The following is a 23,225-nucleotide window of genomic DNA, read 5'->3' on the forward strand; positions in this document are numbered from 1 at the left end:
ACATCTGTCGCATTCACACGCGGCGACGTGGACGTAATACGTTGGCGCAATGCTTTATTGAACGCCGTTCTCATCCTCTGGGTTGAGCGCCATCGCGATGAGAGCGTCGGGGGTTAACGAGTCGATGACGTCGTCGCTGATGATTGGCACGGACCTGTGCGGCTGACCGGCCAGCAGCCAAATCTTCTCGTCGTCGGGCTCTTTGGGATGGCTGTCAGACAGTTGTCGAACAAGGTGATCGGCCAGGGCTGTGGGAGTGGGATGGTCGAAGATCAGGGTGCGCGGCAGTGCCAAACCGGTGGCCGCAGTCAACCGGTCGCGCAGTTCCACCCCGGTCATTGAGTCAAAGCCGAGGTCTTGGAAAGCCCGTTCGGGTTCGATGTCATGGCCGCTCGAGTGACCCAAAACGACTGCCGCATGCGCGCACACCAATTCCACCAACTCGCGGTGCTGTTCGGTGGATGCCCGGTCAATGGCGCCGCTTTCGCCGGTGCGATCCGCCGGGTGACCGGCACCGCCTGCCAACCAAAACCGCTGCCGCGCAAACCCATACGTGGGCAACTCCACCCGTCGCCCGCCGCTGAGCAGCGCACCCCAGCCCACACCCACACCCGCGGTGAACAACCGGCCGAGCCCAGTGAGCAGCGAGACGCCTTCTGGGCGATCCTTGGCCAACAGCGGCACCGATGCCGTCAACCCGGCGCCGGGACCCACCTCGACGAATATCCCGGCGCCCAGCGATTCCGCCAATGCCACACCGTCGGCGAACCGCACCGGCTTGCGCACATGCTCAACCCAGTACCCCGCCGACCCGTACCCGGGTCCGGCCAGCTGCCCAGTCACGTTGGACACCAAGCTAATCCGCGGCCGCTTGACCGACACCTGGGCCAGCACCGCGGAAAATTCTGCCAGCATCGGCTCCATCAACACCGAATGAAACGCGTGCGACACCGCCAGCCGATGTACCCGTCGGCCCCGGCTGCGCAACCGATCCACCACCGCACCCACCGCGGCTTCCTCGCCCGAAATCACCACCGAATCAGCCGCATTCACCGCGGCAATCTCCACGCCATCCGCCAACAGGTCTGCAACCTCCTGCTCGGGCGCGGCCACCGCGACCATCGCCCCGCCGCCCGGCAGCCCGGTCATCAACCGGCCCCGGGCTGCCACCATCCGCGCGGCATCGGCCAGCGACAACACCCCCGCCACGTATGCCGCGGTGATCTCCCCCACCGAATGGCCCATCACGAAATCCGGCAGCACGCCGCAGTCCTGCAGCAACGCCGCCAACGCCACCTCCACGGCGAACAACGCCGGCTGCGCGAACTCGGTGCTCTGCAGCAACGCCGCGTCGCTGCCCCACATCACCTGTCGCACGGACAACCGCGTGTGCGCGTCCAGCGCCTCCACGGCGTCATCCAGTGCCCGGGCGAACACCGCAAATCGGCCATACAGCTCCCGGCCCATCCCCAGCCACTGCGACCCCTGCCCGGGAAACACGAACGCCGTCTTGACCGCCGATCGGGCGCGACCCACCACCGCACCCGAACCCGGCTCACCGGCGGCCAAACCCGCCAGCCCGGCCATCAACTGCGCGCGATCGGTGCCCACCACCACGGCCCGATGCTCGAACACCGAGCGGGTGCTCACCAATGACCAGCCCACGTCGAGCGCGCTCAAACTCTGGTCGGCACCCACCCACGCCAGCAGCCGCCCGGCCTGATTCGCCAACGCCGGGGCCGATCGCGCGGATAGCACCCACGCAACGTCTGGGGTGCCGGTTTCCCGTTCAGCGGCATCGTGTTCCGAAACGGCTGGGGCCTGCTGCACGATCACGTGGGCATTCGTGCCGCCCATGCCAAACGACGACACCCCGGCGCGACGCGGCTCGGCCCACGGCGTCAGCTCGGTGTTCACCCGCAGGCCCAGCCGTTTCAGGTCGATCCCGGTTTTGGCGCCGACATAGTTGAGACTCGCTGGCAGCACACCGTTTTCGATCGCCAGCACCGCCTTGAGCAGCCCGGCGATTCCGGCGGCTCCCCCGGTGTGGCCGATGTTGGTCTTCACCGACCCGATACTGACCGGACGATGTTGACGTTGGGCGAATATCTCGCCCAGCGCCTGTGCCTCGATCGGGTCGCCGATTTCGGTGCCGGCTCCGTGCGCTTCGACGTAGTCGACCTGGGTGCGGTCCAGGCCTGCGCTGGCCAGCGCACGCCGGATCACGTCGGCCTGTCCGGAAACCGAGGGCACCGTCAGCCCAGCGGCGCCGTGCCCGGCATTGCCGACGGCGCTGCCCGCGATGACTGCGTGGATTCGATTTCCGTCATCGAGGGCGGCGTGCAGCGGCTTGAGCAGCACGAGGGCACCACCTTCGCCCCGGACGTAGCCGTCGGCGCGTGCGTCAAACGCATAGGTATGTCCCGAAGCCGACATCGCCCCGAATTCTGTTTCCAGCTTGGCGGTTTCGGGCGCCAGGTTGAGGTGGATGCCACCGGCGATCGCCAGTGGTGCCGTCTCGGCGCGCAGGGTTTCGCACGCGAGATGCACCGCCACCAGGGATGACGATTGACCGGAATCGACGGTCATGCTCGGACCGCGCATCCCGAAGACATACGAGACCCTGTTGGCGATCATTCCCCGGCTGGTGCCGGCGAAGGAGTGATGATCGATGGTGTTCGCAGCCAGCGTCAGCAACGCGTAATCGTCGTTCATCGCTCCGAGGTAGACCGCGACCTCTTGTCCGCGCATGGTTTCCGGCACCACGAAGGCGTCTTCGAACAGTTCCCAGGTCAGCTCTAGCGCCAATCGCTGCCGGGGGTCCATCGAGGCCGCCTCACGCGGTGACAGGTGGAAGAACCCGGCATCGAAGTCCGCCACGCCGGCAAGGGATTCGGTGGCCTCGCGCCCATCGCGCAGCAGGTGCCAGAACTCGCGTGGGTTGGCGGCAGCCGGGAACCTGCAGGCGAGCCCGATGATCGCCACGTCGCTGGGTTGCATGCCACCCTCCCCTTCAGGGGCCGACTTCTTCGTCGAGGATGGCGAAGAGTTGGCTTTCGGTGGCGGTCGTGATGTCGTCGTCGAAGGGTTCCTCGGGTGCGGCGACGGCGGGTGCGGTGAGGCTGGTCAGCATGGCGTGCAGGCGGGTGGTGAGGTGTTTCTTGTCGTCGGGCTTCCAGCCGGGTTGGTCGAGCAGTGTTTGTAATTCACCAGCGATCTCGTTGAAGCGGGCCAACAGGTTTGGTTCGTTGCCGACGGCATCGGCGGCGGTCCCGAGTTGGGCGTTGAGGTGTTCGGCCAGGTCGGCCGGGGTGCGGTGGTCGAAGATCAGGGTGGGCGATAAGGTGAGCCCGGTCGCCGTTTTGAGCCGGTTGCGCAATTCCACGGCGGTCAACGAATCAAACCCCAGGTCTTGGAAGGCCTGGCGGGCGTCGACGTCGCCGCTGGCGCGACCCAACACGGTCGCGGCATTGCTGCACACCAACTCCACCAACTCGTGGTGGCGCCGCTCGGGGCTCAGCCCGCGGAGCCGGGACACCAATCCGGATGTCGAGTTCACGGTATCGGCACCGGCGAGAATCCGCCGGTGCGTGACCAATTGGCGAAACAGCGGGGGTGCCGCGGCACCGGCGAGCGCGGCGTGATCCAGCCGGGCAGCGACCACCACGGACCGATCCACCAACAGCGCGGCGTCGAGGAAACCCACCGCCTGCGCGCCGGGCATCGGTGCCAGCCCGGCCCGATTCATCCGGGCCCGATCCCGTTCCGCCAAGTGCGCGGTCATCGCCGACCCCTGCTCCCATAGGCCCCAGGCCACCGACAAACCCGGCAACCCACGCTCACGCCGATGGGCCGCCAAACCGTCCAGGAACGCGTTGGCCGCCGCATAGTTACCCTGACCGGGGGCGCCCGCGATCCCGGCCAACGACGAAAACATCACAAACGCAGCCACATTCATGTCGCGGGTGAGCTCATGCAGGTTCCAGGCCCCGTCGACCTTGGCCCGAAGGACCGCATCCAGCCGTTCGGCCGTCAACCCGGCGATCACCGCATCGTCGAGCACCCCCGCGGCGTGGAACACCGCGGTGAGCCCCGGCAACTCCGCCACCAATGCCGCTGCCGCCGCACGATCGGCCACGTCACAGGCCACCACCTGGACCCGGGCTCCGGTCTCGGTCAACTCCGCGACCAAGCCGGCCATACCCTCGGCGCGCTGGCCGGACCGACTGGCCAGCACCAGGTGTCGCACTCCGTAGCGGCGCACCAGATGACGTGCCAGCGTCGAACCGGCCATCCCGGTGCCGCCGGTGATCAGCACGGTGCCCGCCGCCCAGGCGTCCGGCATGGTCAGCACCACCTTGCCGACGTGGCGGGCATGGCTCAGATGGCGGTAGGCCTCCGGGGCGCATCGCACGTCCCAGGATTTGACCGGAAGCCGCTGCAGCGCTGCAGCGTTGAACAATGTGACCAAGTCGGTCAACATCTGCTCGATGCGCCGCGGGCCGGCCTCCATGAGGTCGAAGGCGCGATACACCACACCCGGATGGGCTTGCGCGATGGTTCGCGGATCCCGGATGTCGGTCTTGCCCATCTCGACAAAGCGCCCGCCGCGCGGCAGCAATCGCAACGACGCATCGATGAACTCGCCGGCCAACGAGTTGAGCACCACGTCGACACCGCGGCCCTGCGAGGCCAACCAGAACTTGTCCTCGAACGCCGGCGTGCGTGAGTCGGCGATGTGCGAATCGTCAAAGCCCATTGCCCGCAAGGTGTCCCACTTGCCGCGACTGGCGGTGGCGAAAACCTCCAGCCCCCACAACCGAGCCAGCTGCACCGCCGCCATGCCCACCCCACCCGTGGCGGCATGCACCAGCACCGACTCCCCCTGCCGCACCTTCGCCAAGTCGTGCAGCGCATAGTACGCCGTCAGAAACACCACCGGCATACCGGCGGCCTCGATCGGTGACCATGCCGCCGGAACCTTGGTCACCAACCGCGCGTCCACCACCGCCTGCGAGCCTGCCACCCCCACGAGCCCCATCACCCGGTCGCCAACGGCCAAATGGGTCACTCCCGGGCCGACGTCGGCGACCACCCCCGCCCCTTCGGCCCCCAGCTGCGCCGCGCCGGGATACATCCCCAGCGCCACCAGCACGTCGCGAAAGTTAACCCCCACCGCCTGCAGGGCTATCCGCACCTGTCCCGGCGCCAACTCGACCTCGGGACACGACGTCAACGCCAGATCCTGCAGCGTCCCCGCGCCGCCGGTGACCAACCGCCATCCCGATCGGGCATCGGGCAACGACAAGATCGGTTGCGGGTGTAGCGGCGCCAGCCGCGCGGCATGCGCTGTGCCGGCCCGGATCACCAATTGCGGCTCGCCACAACCGAGTACCTTCACAACATCCAGCGATCCGTCGGTATCGACCAGCACGACGCGATCCGGATGCTCGGCTTGGGCCGACCGCACCAGCCCCCACACCGCGGCTCCGGCCAGGTCCGTGACATCCTCTCCGGGCAGCCCGACGGCTCCGCGGGTCACCACCACCAACTTGCCGGCCCGCTCCTCGGCCAACCAGGACTGCAACACCCCCAACACCCGATGGGTGGCCGTATGCACCTGCCCCACATCGCACGCTCCCGACTCCGACTCCCAGAGCACCGCGTCCGCGGCGGCACCGGCCTCGCTGTCGGCCTCGGAACCGGCCAGTGCCACCGGCGACCACACCAGCTCCAACAGCCCACGACGCGCGGTGCCGGCACCGGCGACGGCGGCCGCCAGCTGCTGCGCTGACACCACCCGGGTTACCAGTGCACGCACCGACAGCACCGGCGATCCCGCCCCATCCGCCAACTCCACCGACACCGCCCCATCACCAGCCGGCGCTATCCGCACCCGAACCCGCGACGCACCCGCCGCATGCAGCGAGACCCCCTGCCAGGCGAACGGCAACGGCGTCTCACCCGGCTGGGACTGCTGCTCGCCGACGAGTCCCATGGCGTGCAACGCCGAGTCCAACACCACCGGGTGAATTCCGAACCCGGTCAACGTCACTCCGGCGTCCTCGGGCAGCCCCACCTCGGCGTAAATCTCCGATCCTCGCCGCCACATCGCCGTCAAACCCTGGAATGCGCGGCCATACTCGTAGCCCCGCGTGGCCAGCCTTTCATAGGCATCGCCGACCGGCACCGCCGTGGCACCCACCGGCGGCCACGCCGACAAATCCGCCGCCGGCGTTGCCGCGGTCGGTCCCAACAGGCCCTGCGCGTTCAGCACCCACCCGCAATCCGCTTCCGCGGTGCGCGAATAGATCGACAATGCCCGCTTTTGCAACTCGTCGACGGTGCCCACCACCACCCGCAGCCGCACCCCACCCGTCGTCGGCAATACCAACGGTGCCAGCACCGTCAGTTCCTCCACCAGCCGGCAACCCACTTCGTCGGCGGCCCGCAGCGCCAACTCCACAAACCCCGCTCCCGCCAGCAACACCACCCCCCCAACCACGTGATCGGCCAACCACCGCTGATCGCCCACCGACAACCGGCCGGTCAACACCACCCCACCCGAATCCGGTTGCTCCACGACCGCGCCCAACAAACCATGATGGGCCCCCACCAGACCCACCCGGCTGACATCGCCTTGGCCCGCCGACCCGCCCGGCAGCCAAAACCGCCGCCGCTGAAACGCATACGTCGGCAATTCGACCCGTCGACCCTGTCCCCCGAACACCGCCGGCCAATCCACCGTGATACCCGCGGTGAACAACCGCGCCAGCGCATCCAGCACCGACGGCACTTCCGGGCGATCCCTGTGCAACGCCGTCGCCAGCACCGGTTCGCCGGCTGACAGCGACTGTTCCACCAGCGCCGTCAAACCACCAGCGGGGCCCACCTCGAGGAACCCGTTGGCCCCCAGCGCTTCCAAGGATTGCACCCCGTCAGCGAACCGCACCGCCCGCCGCACATGCTCGACCCAGTACCGCCCCGATCCGTAACCCGCCGCGGCCAGTTGCCCGGTCACGTTGGAGACCAACGGAATCTGCGGGGCACACACCGACACCCCGGTGGCGATCCGGGCGAACTCGTCAAGCATCGGTTCCATCAACGACGAGTGAAACGCATGCGACACGGCCAGCCGCTGCACTCGCCGACCCTGGCACTCGAACCGATCCGCAATGGCGCTCACCGCCGCCGCACTGCCGGAAATCACCACCGACCCGGGCGCGTTGACCGCCGCCAGGTCCACGCCATCGACCAACAACGGCAACACTTCTGCGGCACTGGCAGCAACCGCCACCATCGCGCCACCGTCCGGCAGGGCCGCCATCAATCGTGCCCGGGCGGCCACCAAGGTCGCCGCATCGGGCAGCGACAACACCCCCGCCACATGGGCCGCGGCGATCTCGCCCACCGAATGGCCGATCAGGAAATCCGGCTCAATACCCCAGCGCCGCAACAGCGTTGCCAACGCCACCTCGACCGCGAACAACGCCGGCTGGGCGAACTCGGTGCTGGTCAACAGCGCCACGTCGCCGTCACCGAGGCTGTCCCAGAGCACTTTTCGCAACGGCAGCCGCAGGTGCTGGTCCAACGCATGAGCCACCGTGTCAAATGCCTGGGCGAACACCGGCACCCGCTGATACAGCTGCGCGCCCATACCGACCCATTGCGAGCCCTGCCCGGGAAACACGAAGACCGTCTTGGCCACCGGGCGCGCCCGGCCCACCACCACACCGGCACCCGGTTCGCCGGCGGCCAATCCGGACAGCCCTGCCAGCAGGGTCGCCCGATCGCCGCCGAGCACCACCGCACGATGCTCGAACAGCGAGCGGGTGGTGACCAACGACCATCCGACATCCGCCGGTTCCACGCCCTGGTCGGCCTCGGCATAGTCCAGCAACCGCCGTGCCTGGGCGGCCAGCGCCGCACCGGACCGCGCCGACACCACCCACGGTATGACGGCCATGTCGTTATCGCGCTCGGCGGCAACACCTTCCGCCGCGAGGGGAGCCTGCTCGAGAATGACATGGGCGTTGGTACCGCTGATCCCGAACGACGACACCCCCGCCCGCCGCGGCCGGTCCCGCGCCGGCCATGGCCGGGACTCGGTCAACAGCGCCACCGCCCCCGCCGACCAATCCACGTGCGGCGTGGGCACATCCACGTGCAAGGTCTTGGGCAGCACGCCATGGCGCATCGCCTGCACCATCTTGATCACGCCGGCCACGCCGGCGGCCGCGGACGTATGACCGATATTGGATTTGATCGACCCCAACCACAACGGTCGATCCGCCGGCCGCTGTTGTCCATATGTCGCTAGCAGCGCCTGAACCTCGATAGGGTCCCCCAGCACGGTCCCGGTCCCGTGCCCTTCCACCGCGTCCACGTCGGCCGCGGCCAAGCGCGCGCTGGCCAGCGCCGCACGGATCACCCGCTGTTGTGCCGGCCCGTTGGGTGCGGTCAACCCGTTAGAGGCGCCATCTTGATTCACCGCCGACCCACGCACCAAGGCCAGCACCGGATGCCCCAACCGGTGCGCATCGGCCAGTCGCTCCACCACCAGCACCCCGGCCCCCTCCGACCACGCGGTTCCATCGGCGGCGCCGGCGTACACCTTGCATCGACCGTCAGCGGCAAGCGCCCGCTGCCGACTGAACTCCACGAACGCGGCCGGGGTGGCCATCACCGTCACCCCACCGACCAACGCCAAATCGCACTCCCCCGAGCGCAGTGACTGCACCGCCAGATGCAACGCCACCAACGACGACGAGCATGCGGTATCCACCGACACCGCCGGGCCTTCCAAACCCAGCACATACGACACCCGCCCCGAGGCCACGCTTGACGTCGAACCCGTTAACCCGTAGCCCTCCAGCTCTCCCGCCACCTGGCCCCCGTAGCCGGCATGGATGACCCCGGCGAACACGCCGGTCGCCGACCCCCGCAACGTGGCCGGGTCAATTCCCGCGCGTTCCAAAGCTTCCCAGGAAACCTCCAGCATCATCCGCTGCTGGGGATCCATCGCCAGCGCTTCGCTGGGTCCGATTCCGAAAAATCCGGCGTCGAAATCGCCGGCATCCTGTAGGAACTCGCCCCGGCGGGTGTACATCTTCCCGGGGGCGTCCGGGTCCGGGTCATACAACCCGTCCACATCCCAACCGCGATCCGCCGGAAAATCCGATACCGCATCACGGCCCTGCGCCACCATCTCCCACAACGCCTCCGGCGAATCCACCCCGCCCGGATACCGGCAACCCATTCCGACCACCGCCACCGGTTGGGTCAACGTGGCTTCCAGATCGGCCAGGCGTCTTCGGGTGCGTCGCAGATCCGTCGTCAGGCGTCGCAAGTAATCAACATGCTTGGTGGTGCCCGGCATCCTTGCTCCTTGCGGGGTGGTCTAGGAGCCCAGCTCTTCGTCGATGATGGCGAAGAGTTGGCTTTCGGTGGCGGTGGTGATGTCGTGGTCTTCGGGTTTCGGGTTGGCCAGCAGGGATCGCACGCGGTCGGCTAGGCGGGCCTTGTCATCGGGGCTCAGCTCGGGTTGAGCGAGCAGTGTTTGCAGCTCGCCGATGAGGTCATCGATGCGGGCCACCAGGTGTGGTTCGTTGGCGGTGACGGCGGTGGCTTTGAGTTGGCCGTCGAGGTGCTGGGCCAGGATGTTGGGGGTGGGGTAGTCGAAGATCAGGGTCGGCGACAGGGTGAGTCCGGTCGCGGTGTTAAGGCGGTTGCGCAGCTCCACCGCGGTCAACGAGTCAAACCCGAGGTCTTGGAAGGATTTGTGGCTGTCGATATCCCCGGTGCTGGACCGTCCCAACACCGTTGCGGCGCTGTGCGACACCAACTCCACCAGTTCGCGGTGACGCTGCTCGGGTGCCAAGGCGTGCAGGCGGGTGACCAAATCCGACACCGAGGCCGCGGCATCGGTCGCGTCGAGGACCCGGCGTGCCGGGCGGGTGATGAACTCACGCCACAGCGGCGCCACCGTCGCCCCGCCGGCGGCCAGCGCCGCGGTGTTGAACTCGGCGGCCACCACCGTCGCGCGGTCGGCGAGCAGCGCGGTATCCAGCAGCGCCAACGCCCGTTCGGTGGTCAGCGCGGCCAGCCCGACCTGACGCACCCGGGCCAGATCCCGCTCCCTGAGGTGACGAGTCATCGCCGAGGCCCGTTCCCACAACCCCCAGGCCACCGACACCCCGGCCAGCCCGCGCGCGCGCCGATGGGTCGCCAGGCCGTCCAAGAAGGCATTGGCCGCCGCGTAGTTGCCCTGACCCGGGGTGCCCACGATTCCCGCCATCGACGAAAACAGCACAAACGCAGCCAAATCCATGCCTCGGGTGAGCTCGTGCAGATTCCAGGCGCCGTCGACCTTGGCCCGCAACACCGCATCCACCCGCTCCGGGGTCAAGCTGGTGATCACCGCGTCGTCGAGAACACCGGCGGCATGAAACACCCCCTTGAGGGGATAGCGTGGATCCAGGCCGGCCAACAGTGCGGCCACCTCTGCACGATCGGCCACGTCGCAGGCCACCACGCGCACCCGGGCCCCATCGTCGCGCAATCGAGCGACCAGCTCCGCCGCGCCCTCGGCCCGCCCGCCGCCGCGGCTGACCAGCACAACGTTGGCCACCCCATGGCGCCGGACCAGATGGGCAGCCACCGCCGAGCCGGCCATCCCGGTGCCACCCGTGATCAGCACCGTGCCCCCCGACAACTCCGAATATCCGTCGGGACCGTCGGGGATGGTCAACACCACTTTGCCGACGTGGCGGGCGTGACTGACAAACCGATATGCCGCCGGGGCGCGCCGCACGTCAAAAGCCTTGACCGGCAACGGTGCCAACACACCGGCGTCGAACAATGGCAGTAACTGGCCGAACATCGCCGCGATACCATCGGGGCCGGCCTCGAGAAGATCGAACGCCCGATACCGCACCCCAGGATGCCGCTGGGCCAGCGTCTGTGCGTCGCGAACGTCCGTCTTGCCCATCTCGATGAAGTGCCCACCGCGGGTCACCAACCGCAGCGACGCGTCCACAAACTCACCCGCCAGGGAGTTGAGCACCACATCCACCCCGCGGCCGCCGGTGACCGCCAGGAACTTCTCCGCGAACTCCAGCGTCCGCGAATCGGCGAGGTGGTCGTCGTCAAAACCCATCGCCCGCAAGGTATCCCACTTTGCCCGACTCGCGGTGACAAAGACCTCCGCACCCCAGTGCCGGGCCAACGCCACCGCGGCCATGCCTACCCCACCGGCGCCGGCATGCACCAACACCTTCTGTCCGGCCGACACCCCGGCCAACACCGACAACCCGTAGAGGGCGGTGAGAAACACCGCCGGCACCCCGGCGGCCGCCACCAACGACCATCCCGGCGGCACCGCCGTCACCAATCGCGCATCCACCACCGCCTCGGACCCCACCACCCCCAACAGCCCCATCACCCGATCACCAACGGCCAAATTAGTTACCCCCGAACCGATTTCGACGATCACCCCGGCCCCGTCGACACCCAACTCCCCGCCGCCGGGATACATCCCCAACGCCACCAACACATCCCGGAAATTCACCCCCACCGCGGCCACCGCCACCCGCACCTGCCCCGCCGCCAGCCCCACCCGGCCGGTCGGCGCGACCACCACATCCTCTAGCGTCCTGCCACCGCCGGTGGTCAGCCGCCACGCCCCGGGCCCCAGCGTCAACACCGAGCCGGCCGCCAGCGGCGCCAACCGGGCCGCATGCACCACACCCCCACGAACCACCAACTGCGGCTCGCCGCAACCCACCACGTCCCCAACGTCCACCGATCCGTCGGAATCCACCAACACCAGCCGTCCGGGATGCTCGGCCTGAGCCGAGCGCACCAACCCCCACACCGCGGCGCCCGCCAGATCGGTGACATCCTCACCCGTCAGGCCCACCGCGCCGTGCGTCAGCACCACCAGGACGCCGGTCCGATCCGCGGTCAGCCATGACCGCACCACCGCCACCGCCTCGTGCACAGCACGATGCACCGAGGCCACGGTGTCGGCGCCAGCACCCGGCTCCCATACGGCCGAGTCTCCAATGCCGTTGCCCGCCAACGGCACCGGCGACCACACCACTTCGTGCAAGCCCGCACCACCGGCGGCCGAGGTCCCCGTCATCGTCGCCGACAAGGCAGCCGCCGACACCGGTCGAAGCAGCAACTGGCGCGCCGAAAACACCGGCAACCCCGCCGAATCGGCCAGCTCCACCGACACCGCACCAGCACCCGCCGGCGCTATCTTGGCCCGCACCCGCGAGGCGCCCGCCGCGTGCAGACCCACCCCCTGCCACGAAAACGGCAGCACCGTCTGGTCCGGGCCCTCGGCAACCCCCCACGCGTGCAGGACCGCATCCAACACCGCCGGATGAATCCCAAACCCGTCCACCCGCACACCCTCCGGAGCCGCAACCTCGGCGAAAACCTCGCGCCCCCGACGCCAGAGCGCCCGCAACCCCCGAAACGCGGGCCCATACCCGTATCCGCGCCGGGCCAATGCGTCATATCCATCGCCGACGGCCAGCGGCCGCGCCCCCACCGGCGGCCAGATCGACAGATCGGTCCGCGGCCGCACCGGCCCGGCCGTCAGCACGCCCTGCGCGTGCAACACCCACGCCGAATCCGAACCCGATTGTCCACCAGTCGAATACACCCACACTTCGCGGGAGCCGGTTGCCCCCGCGGAGCCCACGATCACCTGCACCCGCACCCCGCCGGCCGCCGGCAGCGCCAACGGGGTCAACAACGTCAGCTCCTGCACCACCGGGCAACCCGCCTCGTCCCCGGCCCGCAGCACCAACTCCACAAACCCCGCCCCGGGGAACAACACCACCCCGGCGACCGCGTGATCGGCCAGCCACCCCTGCACACCGAGGGACAACCGACCCGTCAACACCACCCCACCCACGTCGGGCCGCTGTACCGCCGCGCCCAGCAGTGGATGCCCGAGCCCGACCAGGCCCGCACCGCCCACGTCCCGAGCGCCCGACTCCGCCAACCAGAACCGTCGCCGCGCAAACCCATACGTCGGCAGCTCCACCCGCCGACCGCCCAACCGGGCAAAAACCCGATCCCAACCCACGGCGACACCGTGCACATGGGCTTGCGCGACCGACAACCAGAACCGGTCGAGCCCACCGTCGTCGCGGCCCAGGGTCGGGATGACGATCGACTCAGCGGAAGCACCGGGATCGGCGTCGGCCAAGGTCTCCTCGACAGCGGTGATCAACACCGGATGTGGGCTGGCTTCGATGAACACCCGGTATCCGTCCTCGGCGGCGCCACGGACGGCCCGCTCAAACTGCACCGTCTGCCGGATGCTGCGGTACCAGTAGTCGGCGGTCAAACCGGCGGTGTCCATCAGTTCGCCGGTGACCGTGGAGAAGAACGCGACCGGCGACGACCGCGACTCGATGCCGTGCAGCGCCGCGGCGAGATCGTCGCGGATCGCGCCCACCTGGGCCGAGTGCGACGCGTAGTCGACGTCGATCCTGCGGGCGCGAATGTTGTCGGCCGCGCACCGACTGAGCAACTCCTCCAGGGCGTCGACGTCACCGGCGACCGCGACCGCCGAAACACCGTTGACCGCAGCGATATTCAGTCGGGCACCCCAGGAAGCCACCAGCTCCCGGGCCCGCGGGAGACCACATGCCAACGAAACCATGCCCCCCGCACCCGACAACCGCATCAACAGTCGGCTGCGCAGCGCCACCACCCGTGCGGCGTCCTCAAGCGAGAGCGCACCGGCCACACAGGCGGCGGCGATCTCGCCCTGGGAATGCCCGATCACCGCGTCGGCAACCACGCCCACCGACCGCCACACCTCGGCCAGTGACACCATGACCGCCCACAGCGCCGGTTGCAGCACGTCCACCCGATCCAGCCCCGGCGCGCCCGGCGCCGCCCGCACGACGTCGAGCAGCGACCACTCCACCTGCTCACCGAGCGCCTTGTCGCAGCGGTGCATCTGCTCGGCGAACACCGGTGACTCGTCAAGTAACTGGGCGCCCATGCCTGGCCATTGCGATCCCTGCCCCGGAAACACAAACACCGTCTTGCCCACCGACCTGGCCCGGCCCACCACCACACCGGTACCCGGCTCACCGGACGCCAGACCCGCCAGCCTGTCCATCAACTGGGTGCGATCGGCACCCACCACCACGGCCCGATGCTGGAACGTCGACCGTGTGTTGACCAGCGACCACCCGACATCGAGCGCGCGCACATTCTCGTCGGCACCCACCCACGCCAGCAACCGTTGCGCCTGGTTGACCAACGCCCGCGCCGACCGCGCCGACACCAGCCACGGCACGGCCGCCGAATGGCTATCATGTACTGCGGCAACGGGTTCCTCGGCGGACGGAGCCTGCTCTAGGATCACGTGCGCATTGGTGCCGCTAATTCCGAACGACGACACCCCGGCCCGCCGGGGCCGGCCGTGCACCTGCCACGGCCGGGATTCGGTCAACAACGATACTGCCCCCGTCGACCAATCCACATGCGGCGTGGGCACATCCACGTGCAACGTCTTCGGCAGCACGCCGTGGCGCATCGCCTGCACCATCTTGATCACCCCGGCCACCCCCGCGGCGGCCGACGTATGACCCATGTTGGATTTGATCGATCCCAACCACAGCGGCCGATCCGCCGGCCTATGCTGCCCGTAGGTCGCCAGGATCGCCTGTGCCTCAATGGGATCCCCCAGTGTGGTGCCCGTCCCGTGGCCCTCGACCACGTCCACATCGGCGGCGCCGAGCCGCGCATTGGCCAACGCCGCCCGAATCACCCGCTGCTGCGCCGGCCCGTTCGGCGTGGCCAGCCCGTTGGAGGCGCCATCCTGATTCACCGCCGACCCGCGCACCACCGCCAGCACCGGATGGCCCAACCGGTGCGCATCGGTCAACCGCTCCAACACCAGCGCGCCGGCGCCCTCGGAGAACGCCGTCCCGTCGGCGGCGCCCGCGTAGGCCTTGCATCGGCCATCGGCCGACAGCGCGCGTTGCCGGCTGAACTCGATGAACATCGCCGGGGTGGCCATCACGGTCACCCCACCGGCCAGTGCCAGATCACACTCCCCCAACCGCAGCGACTGCACCGCCAAATGCACCGCGACCAGTGACGACGAACACGCGGTGTCCACCGACACCGCGGGGCCTTCCAAACCCAGCGCATACGACACCCGCCCCGAGGCGACGCTCAACGTCGAGCCGCGCAGCCCATACCTCTCTAGCTCGCCGGGCACGCGGCCCTGGCCGCCATAGGAGCCGTGGAACACCCCGGCGAACACACCCGTCGCCGAACCCCGCAGCCGCAACGGGTCAATCCCGGTGCGCTCCAACGCTTCCCACGACACCTCCAGCAACAGCCGCTGCTGCGGATCCATCGCCAGCGCCTCGCTGGGCGCGATCGCGAAAAACTCGGCATCAAAGTCGGCGACATCGGCCAGGAACCCACCGCATCGGGTGTAGGACTTGCCCACCGCATCCGGATCCGGGTCGAACAACCCCGCCAGATCCCAGCCGCGGTCGGCCGGGAACTCCGACACCACATCCCGGCCTTGCGCCACCAGCTGCCACAACGCCTCCGGCGAATCCACACCACCCGGATACCGGCAGGCCATCCCCACCACCGCGACCGGCTCACCGATCAGGGCCAAATAGTCGCGGTTTTCCCGTTTCAGCCGCTGGTTGTCCTTCAGCGCGGCGCGCAGGGCCTCGACGAGCTCTTCGTGAGTGCTGTCCATAGCGCCCGCCTTTCGCGGCCGGGGTCCCATCGTGGTCACTGCCTCACGGCGATCGGTGCGAGGGAACGTCCACGGCGACTCAGTGCCAGCGCAGCAGCACCAGTTCGGAACAGAAGCCCGGACCCATCGCGATCATCAACCCGGGGCTTCCGCTGGGCGGCGGTTTGGCGATGGTGTCACGCAGCACATGCAGCACCGACGCCGACGACAGGTTGCCGATCTCGCCCAGCGAGCGCCAGGTCAGCTCCAGAGCCTCCGCCGGCAGGTCTAGGCTCTCGGTGATCGCGGTGATGATCTTGGGACCACCGGGGTGGGTCACCCAGGCGCCGATGTCGGCGGTGCGCAGGCCGTGTGCGGCCAGGAACGTGGTGACATCCTCGCCCAGGTACCGCTCGACAACGGCCGCCAGGTCCTTCGACAGCACGAGCTCGAATCCGGCGGCGCCGACGTCGTAGCCCATCGTGCGTAGCGAGTCGGGGTAAAGGTGGCTGCGGGAATCGAGGATGTCCGGGCCCCCGGCGCCCACCTCGTCGGCGCGACGCTCGCCGACGGCGATCACCGCGCCGGCCCCGTCAGCAAACAGCGCACTGCCGACCAGACCCGCCAGCGTGGGCTTGTATCCGGGATAGGTCAGTGAACAGAGCTCAACCGAGACCAGGGCCGCAACGCCGTCGGGGGCGCCCCGCAGATAGTCGTGCAGGCGGGCCACCCCGGCCGCCCCTGCCACACAACCCAGGCCGAACAGCGGCACCCGCCGCACGTCGGCGCGCAGCCCCAGCCGGCCGGCGATGCGGGCATCCAGCGACGGCACCGCAAGACCGGTCACCGTCGTCGTGATCAGCGCATCGAGGTCCCAAGGGTGCAGGCCGGCCTCCTCCAGCGCCCCGGACAGGGCCTCAACGCCCAGGTCAACGGCCTTTTCGAGGAAGATCTTGTTCGCTTCGCCGAAGTCGGTCAGCCTGGGGTAGGTCTCCAGCGGCAAGACCAGGTGGCGACTGTTGACCTTGGCGCTGGCGTGCAGCTGCCGAACGATGTCTTCGTAACCCTCGAAATCCGGAATGCTGACAAACGACTCGGTCAGTTCTTTCTGGGAATAGCGATACGGGGGCAAAGCACCGAACACGCCTGCGATGACGCTCATTGGTCCCACCCCTTTGACACGAACATTTTGGTCGAACGGTTCAACCGGGTCGCTTAGAGCCGGAAGTTTAGTCGGCCCGGGACGGACCGGCAAAGGAACCGGCCGGGCTCAGCGCACCAGCCGCTGCCGCAGGCGGGCGGCGGTCGCCAAGACCGAATCCAATTGCTTGGCGACTTGGTTGGGTGCCGTTCCCCCCCGGGCATCGCGGGACGATACCGAGCCTTCGATGGTCAGCACCTCGCGGACCTCCGGGGTCAACTCCGAGCTGATGGCGGCCAGCTCGTCATCGGTCAGCTCCTGCAGCCCGACGCCGCGCTCCTCGGCGGCCCGGACCGCCGCGCCGGCGGCTTCGTGCGCGGATTTGAACGGAACACCTTGCCGCACAAGCCATTCTGCAATGTCGGTGGCCAGCGTGTAGCCGGCCGGCGCAAGGGCCGCCATCCGCTCGACATGGAACGTCAGGCTGCCCACCAGGCCCGCCATCGCCGGCAGCACCAGCTCCAGCTGGGCCACCGAGTCGAACACCGGCTCCTTGTCTTCCTGCAGGTCGCGGTTGTAGGCCAGCGGCTGGGCCTTCAGCGTCGCCAGCAGCCCGGCCAGGTTGCCGATCAACCGACCGGACTTGCCGCGGGCCAGCTCGGCGATGTCGGGATTCTTCTTCTGCGGCATGATCGAGCTACCGGTGGACCACGAGTCGTGCAACGTGACGTAGCCGAATTCCGTCGAGCTCCACAGGATGATGTCCTCGGCGAGCCGGGACAGGTCGACGCCGATCATCGCGAACACGAACGCCGCCTCGGCAGCAAAGTCCCGGGCGGCGGTGGCGTCGATGGAGTTCTCGGCGGCCGCCGCAAATCCCAGGTCCGCCGCGATCGCGTCCGGATCCAGTCCCAGCGACGAGCCGGCCAGCGCGCCCGAGCCGTACGGCGACACCGCCGCGCGCTTGTCACAGTCGACGATGCGGTCGACATCGCGTAGCAGGGGGTGGGCGTGCGCGAGCAGATGGTGCGCCAGCAGGATCGGCTGCGCGGACTGCAGGTGGGTCTTGCCGGCCATGATGGCGCTCGGGTGCGCGGCGGCCTGATCGGCCAGCGCCGCGACCACGTCGAGCACACCCGCGGCGACCCGGCGCATGGCGTCCCGCAACCACATCCGAAACAGCGTGGCTACCTGGTCGTTGCGCGACCGGCCCGCCCGTAGCCGGCCGCCCAAGTCGGGTCCCACCCGGTCGATCAGGCCCCGCTCCAGCGCGGCGTGTACGTCCTCGTCGGTGACCAGCGGGCCGAAGCTCCCGTCGGCGACGTCTTCGGCGAGGCTGTCCAGGCCGGCCAACAGCCCGTCACGCTGCTCCTCGGTGAGCAGCCCGGCCCGGAACAGCACGATCGTGTGGGCCCGGGACGCGGTGATGTCGTAGGGCGCCAGCACCCAGTCGAAGTGGGTCGATTTGCTCAGCGCGGCCAGCGCGTCGGACGGGCCGCCGGCGAACCGCCCGCCCCACAGCGCCCCCTCGTTGGTGCTCACTGTTGTGCGGCGAGCAGACGCAAAAGCCCCCACGCGCCCGGCGTGTCGGGGGCTTTTGCGTCTGCTCGCCGGGGGAACGTCACCGCAGATCCCGGCGGGCGGCGAGCGTGGAGGACAGCCCGTGCACGTAGACGAAGCCGCGGGCGGCGGACTGGTCGAAGCTGTCGCCCTCGTCGTAGGTGGCCAGGTTGAAGTCGTAGAGCGATTCGGCGCTGCGCCGGCCGTTGACCGCGATGTGGCCGCCGTGCAACACCATCCGGATCTCGCCGGTGACGTGTTCTTGGGTCTTGGCGACGAAACTCTCCAGCGCGGCCTTCAGCGGCGAAAACCACAGGCCGTCGTACACCAGCTCGGCCCAGCGCTGATCGGTCAGACGCTTGAACCGGCCCAGTTCGCGTTCCAGCGTGACGTGTTCCAGTTCGGTGTGGGCGGTGATGAGCACCATCGCGCCCGGCGCCTCGTAGATCTCGCGGCTCTTGATGCCCACCAGCCGGTCCTCGACGACGTCGAGGCGCCCGACCCCCTGCGCGCCGGCGCGGCGGTTGAGTTCCTCGATGGCAGCCAGCATCGACACGGCCTTGCCGTCGATGGACACCGGCACCCCGCGGTCGAACCCGACGATCACCTCGTCGGGGACCCCCCAGTTGACCGTGGGGTCTTCGGTGTAGGCGTAGACGTCCTTGGTGGGGGCGTTCCACAGGTGTTCCAGGAAACCGGTTTCCACCGCGCGGCCCCAGACGTTCTGATCGATCGAGAACGGCGAGCGTTTGCTGACGCTGATCGGGATGGCGTTCTCCTCGGCGAACGCGATCGCCTTCTCCCGCGTCCACGCATAGTCGCGCACCGGCGCCAGCACCTGCAGATCCGGTGCCAGCGAGGCGAACCCGACTTCGAAGCGGACCTGGTCGTTGCCCTTGCCGGTGCAGCCGTGCGCGACGATGCCGCCGCCGTGCTCGCGCGCCGCCGCCACCAGGTGCTTGACGATCAGCGGCCGGCTGATCGCCGACACCAACGGGTAGCGGTCCATGTACAGCGCGTTGTTCAACACGGTGGGCAGGCAGTAGCCCTCGGCGAATTCGTCGCGGGCATCGACGACGACGGCCTCGACGGCGCCGCAGTCCAGCGCCCGCCGGCGAATGACCTCCATGTCTTCGCCGCCCTGGCCGAGGTCGATCGCCACCGCCACGACCTCCCGGCCGGTCTCCTTGCCTATCCAGCCGATGGCCACCGAGGTGTCCAGGCCGCCGGAATACGCCAGGATGACGCGCTCTGACATGACGCTCCTTACTGAATGTTCTCGAACACGCCGGCGAGTTCCGCACCGGTCATCGGCTCACGGGCGACCACAAGGATGGTGTCATCCCCGGCGACGGTGCCGACGACCTGGGGCAGCGCCGCCCGGTCGATGGCGCTGGCCAGGTAGTGTGCCGCACCCGGCGGCGTGCGCAACACCGCCAGGTTGCCGCTCGCGTCGGTCGACACCAGCAGCTCGCTGAGCAGGCGCGCCATCCGGTCGGTGCCGCCGGACACGCCCCGGACGGGGCTGCCGTCCTCGGGCACCACGTAGACCCCGGTGCCGCCGTCCGCGCCGCGCAGCTTCACCGCGCCAAGTTCCTCGAGATCACGCGACAGGGTGGCCTGGGTGACCTCGATGCCTTCGGCGGCCAGCAGCGCGGCCAGCTCGCTTTGGCTGCGCACCTCGGCCGCGGACAGGATCGCGACGATGCGGGCCTGGCGACCGGCGCGGTTGACACTGACCTCGGGTTGCGGCTTGGCTCGTTGGCCAGTCATCGCGACCGCTCCAGCAGCCACACCAGCAGCGCCTTCTGCGCATGCAGCCGGTTTTCGGCCTCGTCCCACACCGCGCTGGCCGGTCCGTCCATCACCTCGTCGGTGATCTCGTCTCCGCGATGCGCCGGAAGACAGTGCAACACCATGGCTTCCGGATCGGCCAGGGCCAGCAACCCGGCGTTGACCTGGAACGGACGGAACGGTTTGACGCGGTCCAGCCCGTCGTCCTCCTGGCCCATCGAGGTCCAGGTGTCGGTCACCAGGACGTCGGCGCCGGCGGCGGCCGCGTCCGCGTCACCGGTGACGGTGACCGAGGCGCCCGTTGCCTGGGCGCGCCCCCCGGCCGCGGCCAGCACGCTCGGGTCGGGTCTGAAGCCCGGTGGCGACGCGATGGTGACGTGGATTCCCGCGGTGACCCCGCCCAGCATCAGCGAGTGGGCCATGTTGTTGGCGCCGTCCCCGAAGTAGGACAGCCGTAGGCCGCAGAGTGACCCCTTGCGTTCGGCGATGGTCTGCAGATCCGCCAGCACCTGGCAGGGGTGGAACTCGTCGGAGAGCGCGTTGATGACCGGCACCGTCGCCGTCGAGGCCATGGCGGTCAACCGGTCCTGGCTGAAGGTCCGCCAGACGATGGCGTCGACGTAGCGCGACAACACTCTCGCGGTGTCCTGCAGTGTTTCGTCACGGCCCAACTGGGTGCTGCGACTTTCGACGACGACGGCGTGCCCGCCGAGCTGGGCGATGCCGATCTCGAAGGAGAACCGGGTGCGGGTGGAGTTCTTGTCGAAGATGACCGCGACCCCGCGCGGCCCGTCGAGCGGCCGACGACCGAACGGGTCTTTCTTCAGTTCGGCGGCCAACTCGAGGATCTCGGCCTGTTCGGCGGGGGACAGGTCGTCGTCACGCAGAAAATGCCTAGTCATGTGCGCCGCCAATCCGCTCGAGGATGCCCGGCAAGGCGGCGACGAAGCCGTCCAGCTGGGCTTCGGTGACGATCAACGGCGGCGCCAGCCGGATGACCTGGGGTGCGGCGGCATTGACGAGGTAGCCCGCCTCGCGGGCGGCCACCTCGGCGTCCTTGGCGTGCGGGACCGTCAGCACGATGCCCAGCAGCAGTCCCCTGCCCCGGACATGGTCGATCGCCGGGTGACCGAGCGCGGCGATGGCGTGCTTTAGCGATGTGCCGAGCACCCCGGCGCGGCGCACCAGATCGTCGGCCGCCAATACCCGCAGCACCGCCAGCGCGGCGGCGGCGCACACCGGGTTACCACCGAAGGTGCTGCCGTGCAGTCCCGGGGTCAGCAGCTCGGCGGCCGGCCCGACGGCCAGGCAGGCGCCGATCGGCAGCCCGCCGCCGAGCCCCTTGGCCAGGGTCACCACGTCCGGGGTGATGCCGTCCTGCTGGTGGGCGTAAAAGGTTCCGGTGCGGCCCATTCCGGTTTGCACCTCGTCGAGCACCAACAGAGCGCGGTGTCGCGCGGTGATGTCCCGGGCGGCCGCCAGGTAGCCCTCGGGCGGGACGACCACGCCGCTTTCCCCCATGACGGGTTCCAGAAACACCGCCGCGGTGTTGTCGTCGACGGCGGCGGCCAGGGCATCGACATCGCCGTAGGGGACGTGCGCGACGTCGCCGGGCAACGGCGCGAACGGCGCCTGCTTGGCCGGCTGACCGGTGAGCGCCAGCGATCCCATCGTACGCCCGTGGAAACCTTCTTGTGCCGCAACCAGTTTCGTGCGACCTGTGAGCCGTGACAGCTTGAACGCTGCCTCGTTGGCCTCGGCGCCGGAGTTGCACAAGAACACCCGTGCCTGGGTTTGGGCGGCCAGCAGCGCCACCAGCTCCTCGGCTAGCGCGATGCCCGGTTCGGTGGCATACAGATTGGAGGTGTGCCCCAGCGTCGACATCTGCTGTGTCACGGCCTCGATGATCGCGGGATGGCGATGGCCGAGCACGTTGACCGCGATGCCGCCGAGCAGGTCGACGTAAGCCTTGCCGTCCACATCGGTGACCACGGCACCGTCACCGTAGGCCAGCGCTATCGGGGGGGTGCCATAGTTGTTCATCATCACGGCCTCCCACCTGGCCCGCATGGTCGCCGTGTTGGTCCGAGTGTGGGTCATCCACGTACCACCTTGGTGCCGGTGCCGGCGTCGGTGAACAGCTCCACCAACACACAATGTTCGACTCGGCCGTCGATGACGTGCGCGCTGGGCACCCCACCGATGACCGCCCGCAGGCACGCCTCAACCTTGGGAACCATGCCCGACTCCAGCGTCGGCAGCAGTTGTGCCAGTGTGCCGGTGTCGATTTCGCTGACCAACGAGTCTGGGTCCGGCCAGCTGGTGTACAGGCCTGCGACGTCGGTGAGCATCAGCAGTTTCTCGGCTTTCAACGCTTCGGCCAGTGCCGCCGCGGCGGTGTCGGCGTTGATGTTATGCACCACGCCGTCGGCGTCCGGTGCCAGCGTGGACACCACCGGAATCCGGCCTGCCGCAATGAGATCCAGTAGCGCCGCGGTGTTGACCTGGGCGACGTCGCCGACCAGGCCGATGTCGGTGGCCACGCCGTCGACGGTGACGCTGCGCCGTACGGCGGTGAACAGTTGCGCATCCTCCCCGGTGATGCCGACGGCGTAGGGTCCGTGCGCGTTGATCAGGTTGACCAGCTCGCGGCCTACCTGCCCGAACAACACCATGCGCGCCACGTCGAGCACTTCGGGTGTGGTGACCCGGAATCCACCCTTGAAGTCACCCCCGATGCCCAGCCGCCGCAGCATGGCCGTGATCTGTGGCCCGCCGCCGTGGACCACGACGGGATGGATGCCGCAATTGCGCAGGAACGCCATGTCGGCAGCGAATGCTTGTCGCAGCGAGTCGTCGGTCATGGCGTTGCCGCCGTATTTGACGACGACGACCTTGCCGTGCAATTGCTTGAGCCAGGGCAGGGCCTCGGCGAGCACCTGGGCCTTGACCTGGGTGGGCAATGCTTGGACGTTCATGGCGTGC

The 23,225-nt window shown here is 68.8% G+C and carries 10 protein-coding genes; all 10 read right to left on the reverse strand.

The genetic code is table 11. The annotated features are described in order from the left end of the window. Positions 1-54: 54 nt before the first annotated feature. Positions 55-3,000 (reverse strand): type I polyketide synthase, encoded by a 2,946-nt coding sequence (locus G6N20_RS07620; RefSeq protein WP_083052201.1) that lies wholly within the window; start codon positions 2,998-3,000, stop codon positions 55-57. Positions 3,001-3,013: 13 nt separating this feature from the next. Then, positions 3,014-9,379 (reverse strand): type I polyketide synthase, encoded by a 6,366-nt coding sequence (locus tag G6N20_RS07625; protein ID WP_163662875.1) that lies wholly within the window; start codon positions 9,377-9,379, stop codon positions 3,014-3,016. A 21-nt stretch (positions 9,380-9,400) separates the two neighbouring features. Further along, entirely contained in the window at positions 9,401-15,766 is a 6,366-nt protein-coding gene (locus tag G6N20_RS07630) for a type I polyketide synthase (protein ID WP_163662877.1), read from the reverse strand. A gap of 79 nt (positions 15,767-15,845) precedes the next feature. Continuing rightward, complete coding sequence (locus G6N20_RS07635) at positions 15,846-16,907, reverse strand: type III polyketide synthase (protein ID WP_083046091.1); 1,062 nt, start codon at positions 16,905-16,907, stop codon at positions 15,846-15,848. 108 nt (positions 16,908-17,015) lie between these two features. Further along, positions 17,016-18,428: an argininosuccinate lyase gene (argH, locus tag G6N20_RS07640; RefSeq protein ID WP_083046090.1), complete on the reverse strand. Its 1,413-nt coding sequence runs from the start codon at positions 18,426-18,428 to the stop codon at positions 17,016-17,018. Positions 18,429-18,507: 79 nt separating this feature from the next. After that, entirely contained in the window at positions 18,508-19,704 is a 1,197-nt protein-coding gene (locus G6N20_RS07645) for an argininosuccinate synthase (RefSeq protein WP_163662880.1), read from the reverse strand. Positions 19,705-19,712: 8 nt separating this feature from the next. Continuing rightward, positions 19,713-20,219 carry an arginine repressor gene (locus G6N20_RS07650; protein WP_083046088.1) on the reverse strand — a complete coding sequence of 169 codons (507 nt, stop codon included), beginning with the start codon at positions 20,217-20,219 and terminating at the stop codon, positions 19,713-19,715. Further along, positions 20,216-21,142 carry an ornithine carbamoyltransferase gene (gene argF, locus G6N20_RS07655; RefSeq protein ID WP_083046087.1) on the reverse strand — a complete coding sequence of 309 codons (927 nt, stop codon included), beginning with the start codon at positions 21,140-21,142 and terminating at the stop codon, positions 20,216-20,218. The genes G6N20_RS07650 and argF overlap by 4 nt, the downstream gene beginning before the upstream one ends. After that, complete coding sequence (locus tag G6N20_RS07660; protein WP_083046086.1) at positions 21,135-22,340, reverse strand: acetylornithine transaminase; 1,206 nt, start codon at positions 22,338-22,340, stop codon at positions 21,135-21,137. Before G6N20_RS07660 ends, argF begins: the two co-directional genes overlap by 8 nt. Beyond that, entirely contained in the window at positions 22,337-23,218 is an 882-nt protein-coding gene (gene argB, locus G6N20_RS07665) for an acetylglutamate kinase (RefSeq protein ID WP_083046085.1), read from the reverse strand. Before argB ends, G6N20_RS07660 begins: the two co-directional genes overlap by 4 nt. Positions 23,219-23,225: the final 7 nt, after the last annotated feature.

This window comes from Mycobacterium shinjukuense (assembly GCF_010730055.1).
Classification (GTDB): Bacteria; Actinomycetota; Actinomycetes; order Mycobacteriales; family Mycobacteriaceae; genus Mycobacterium; species Mycobacterium shinjukuense.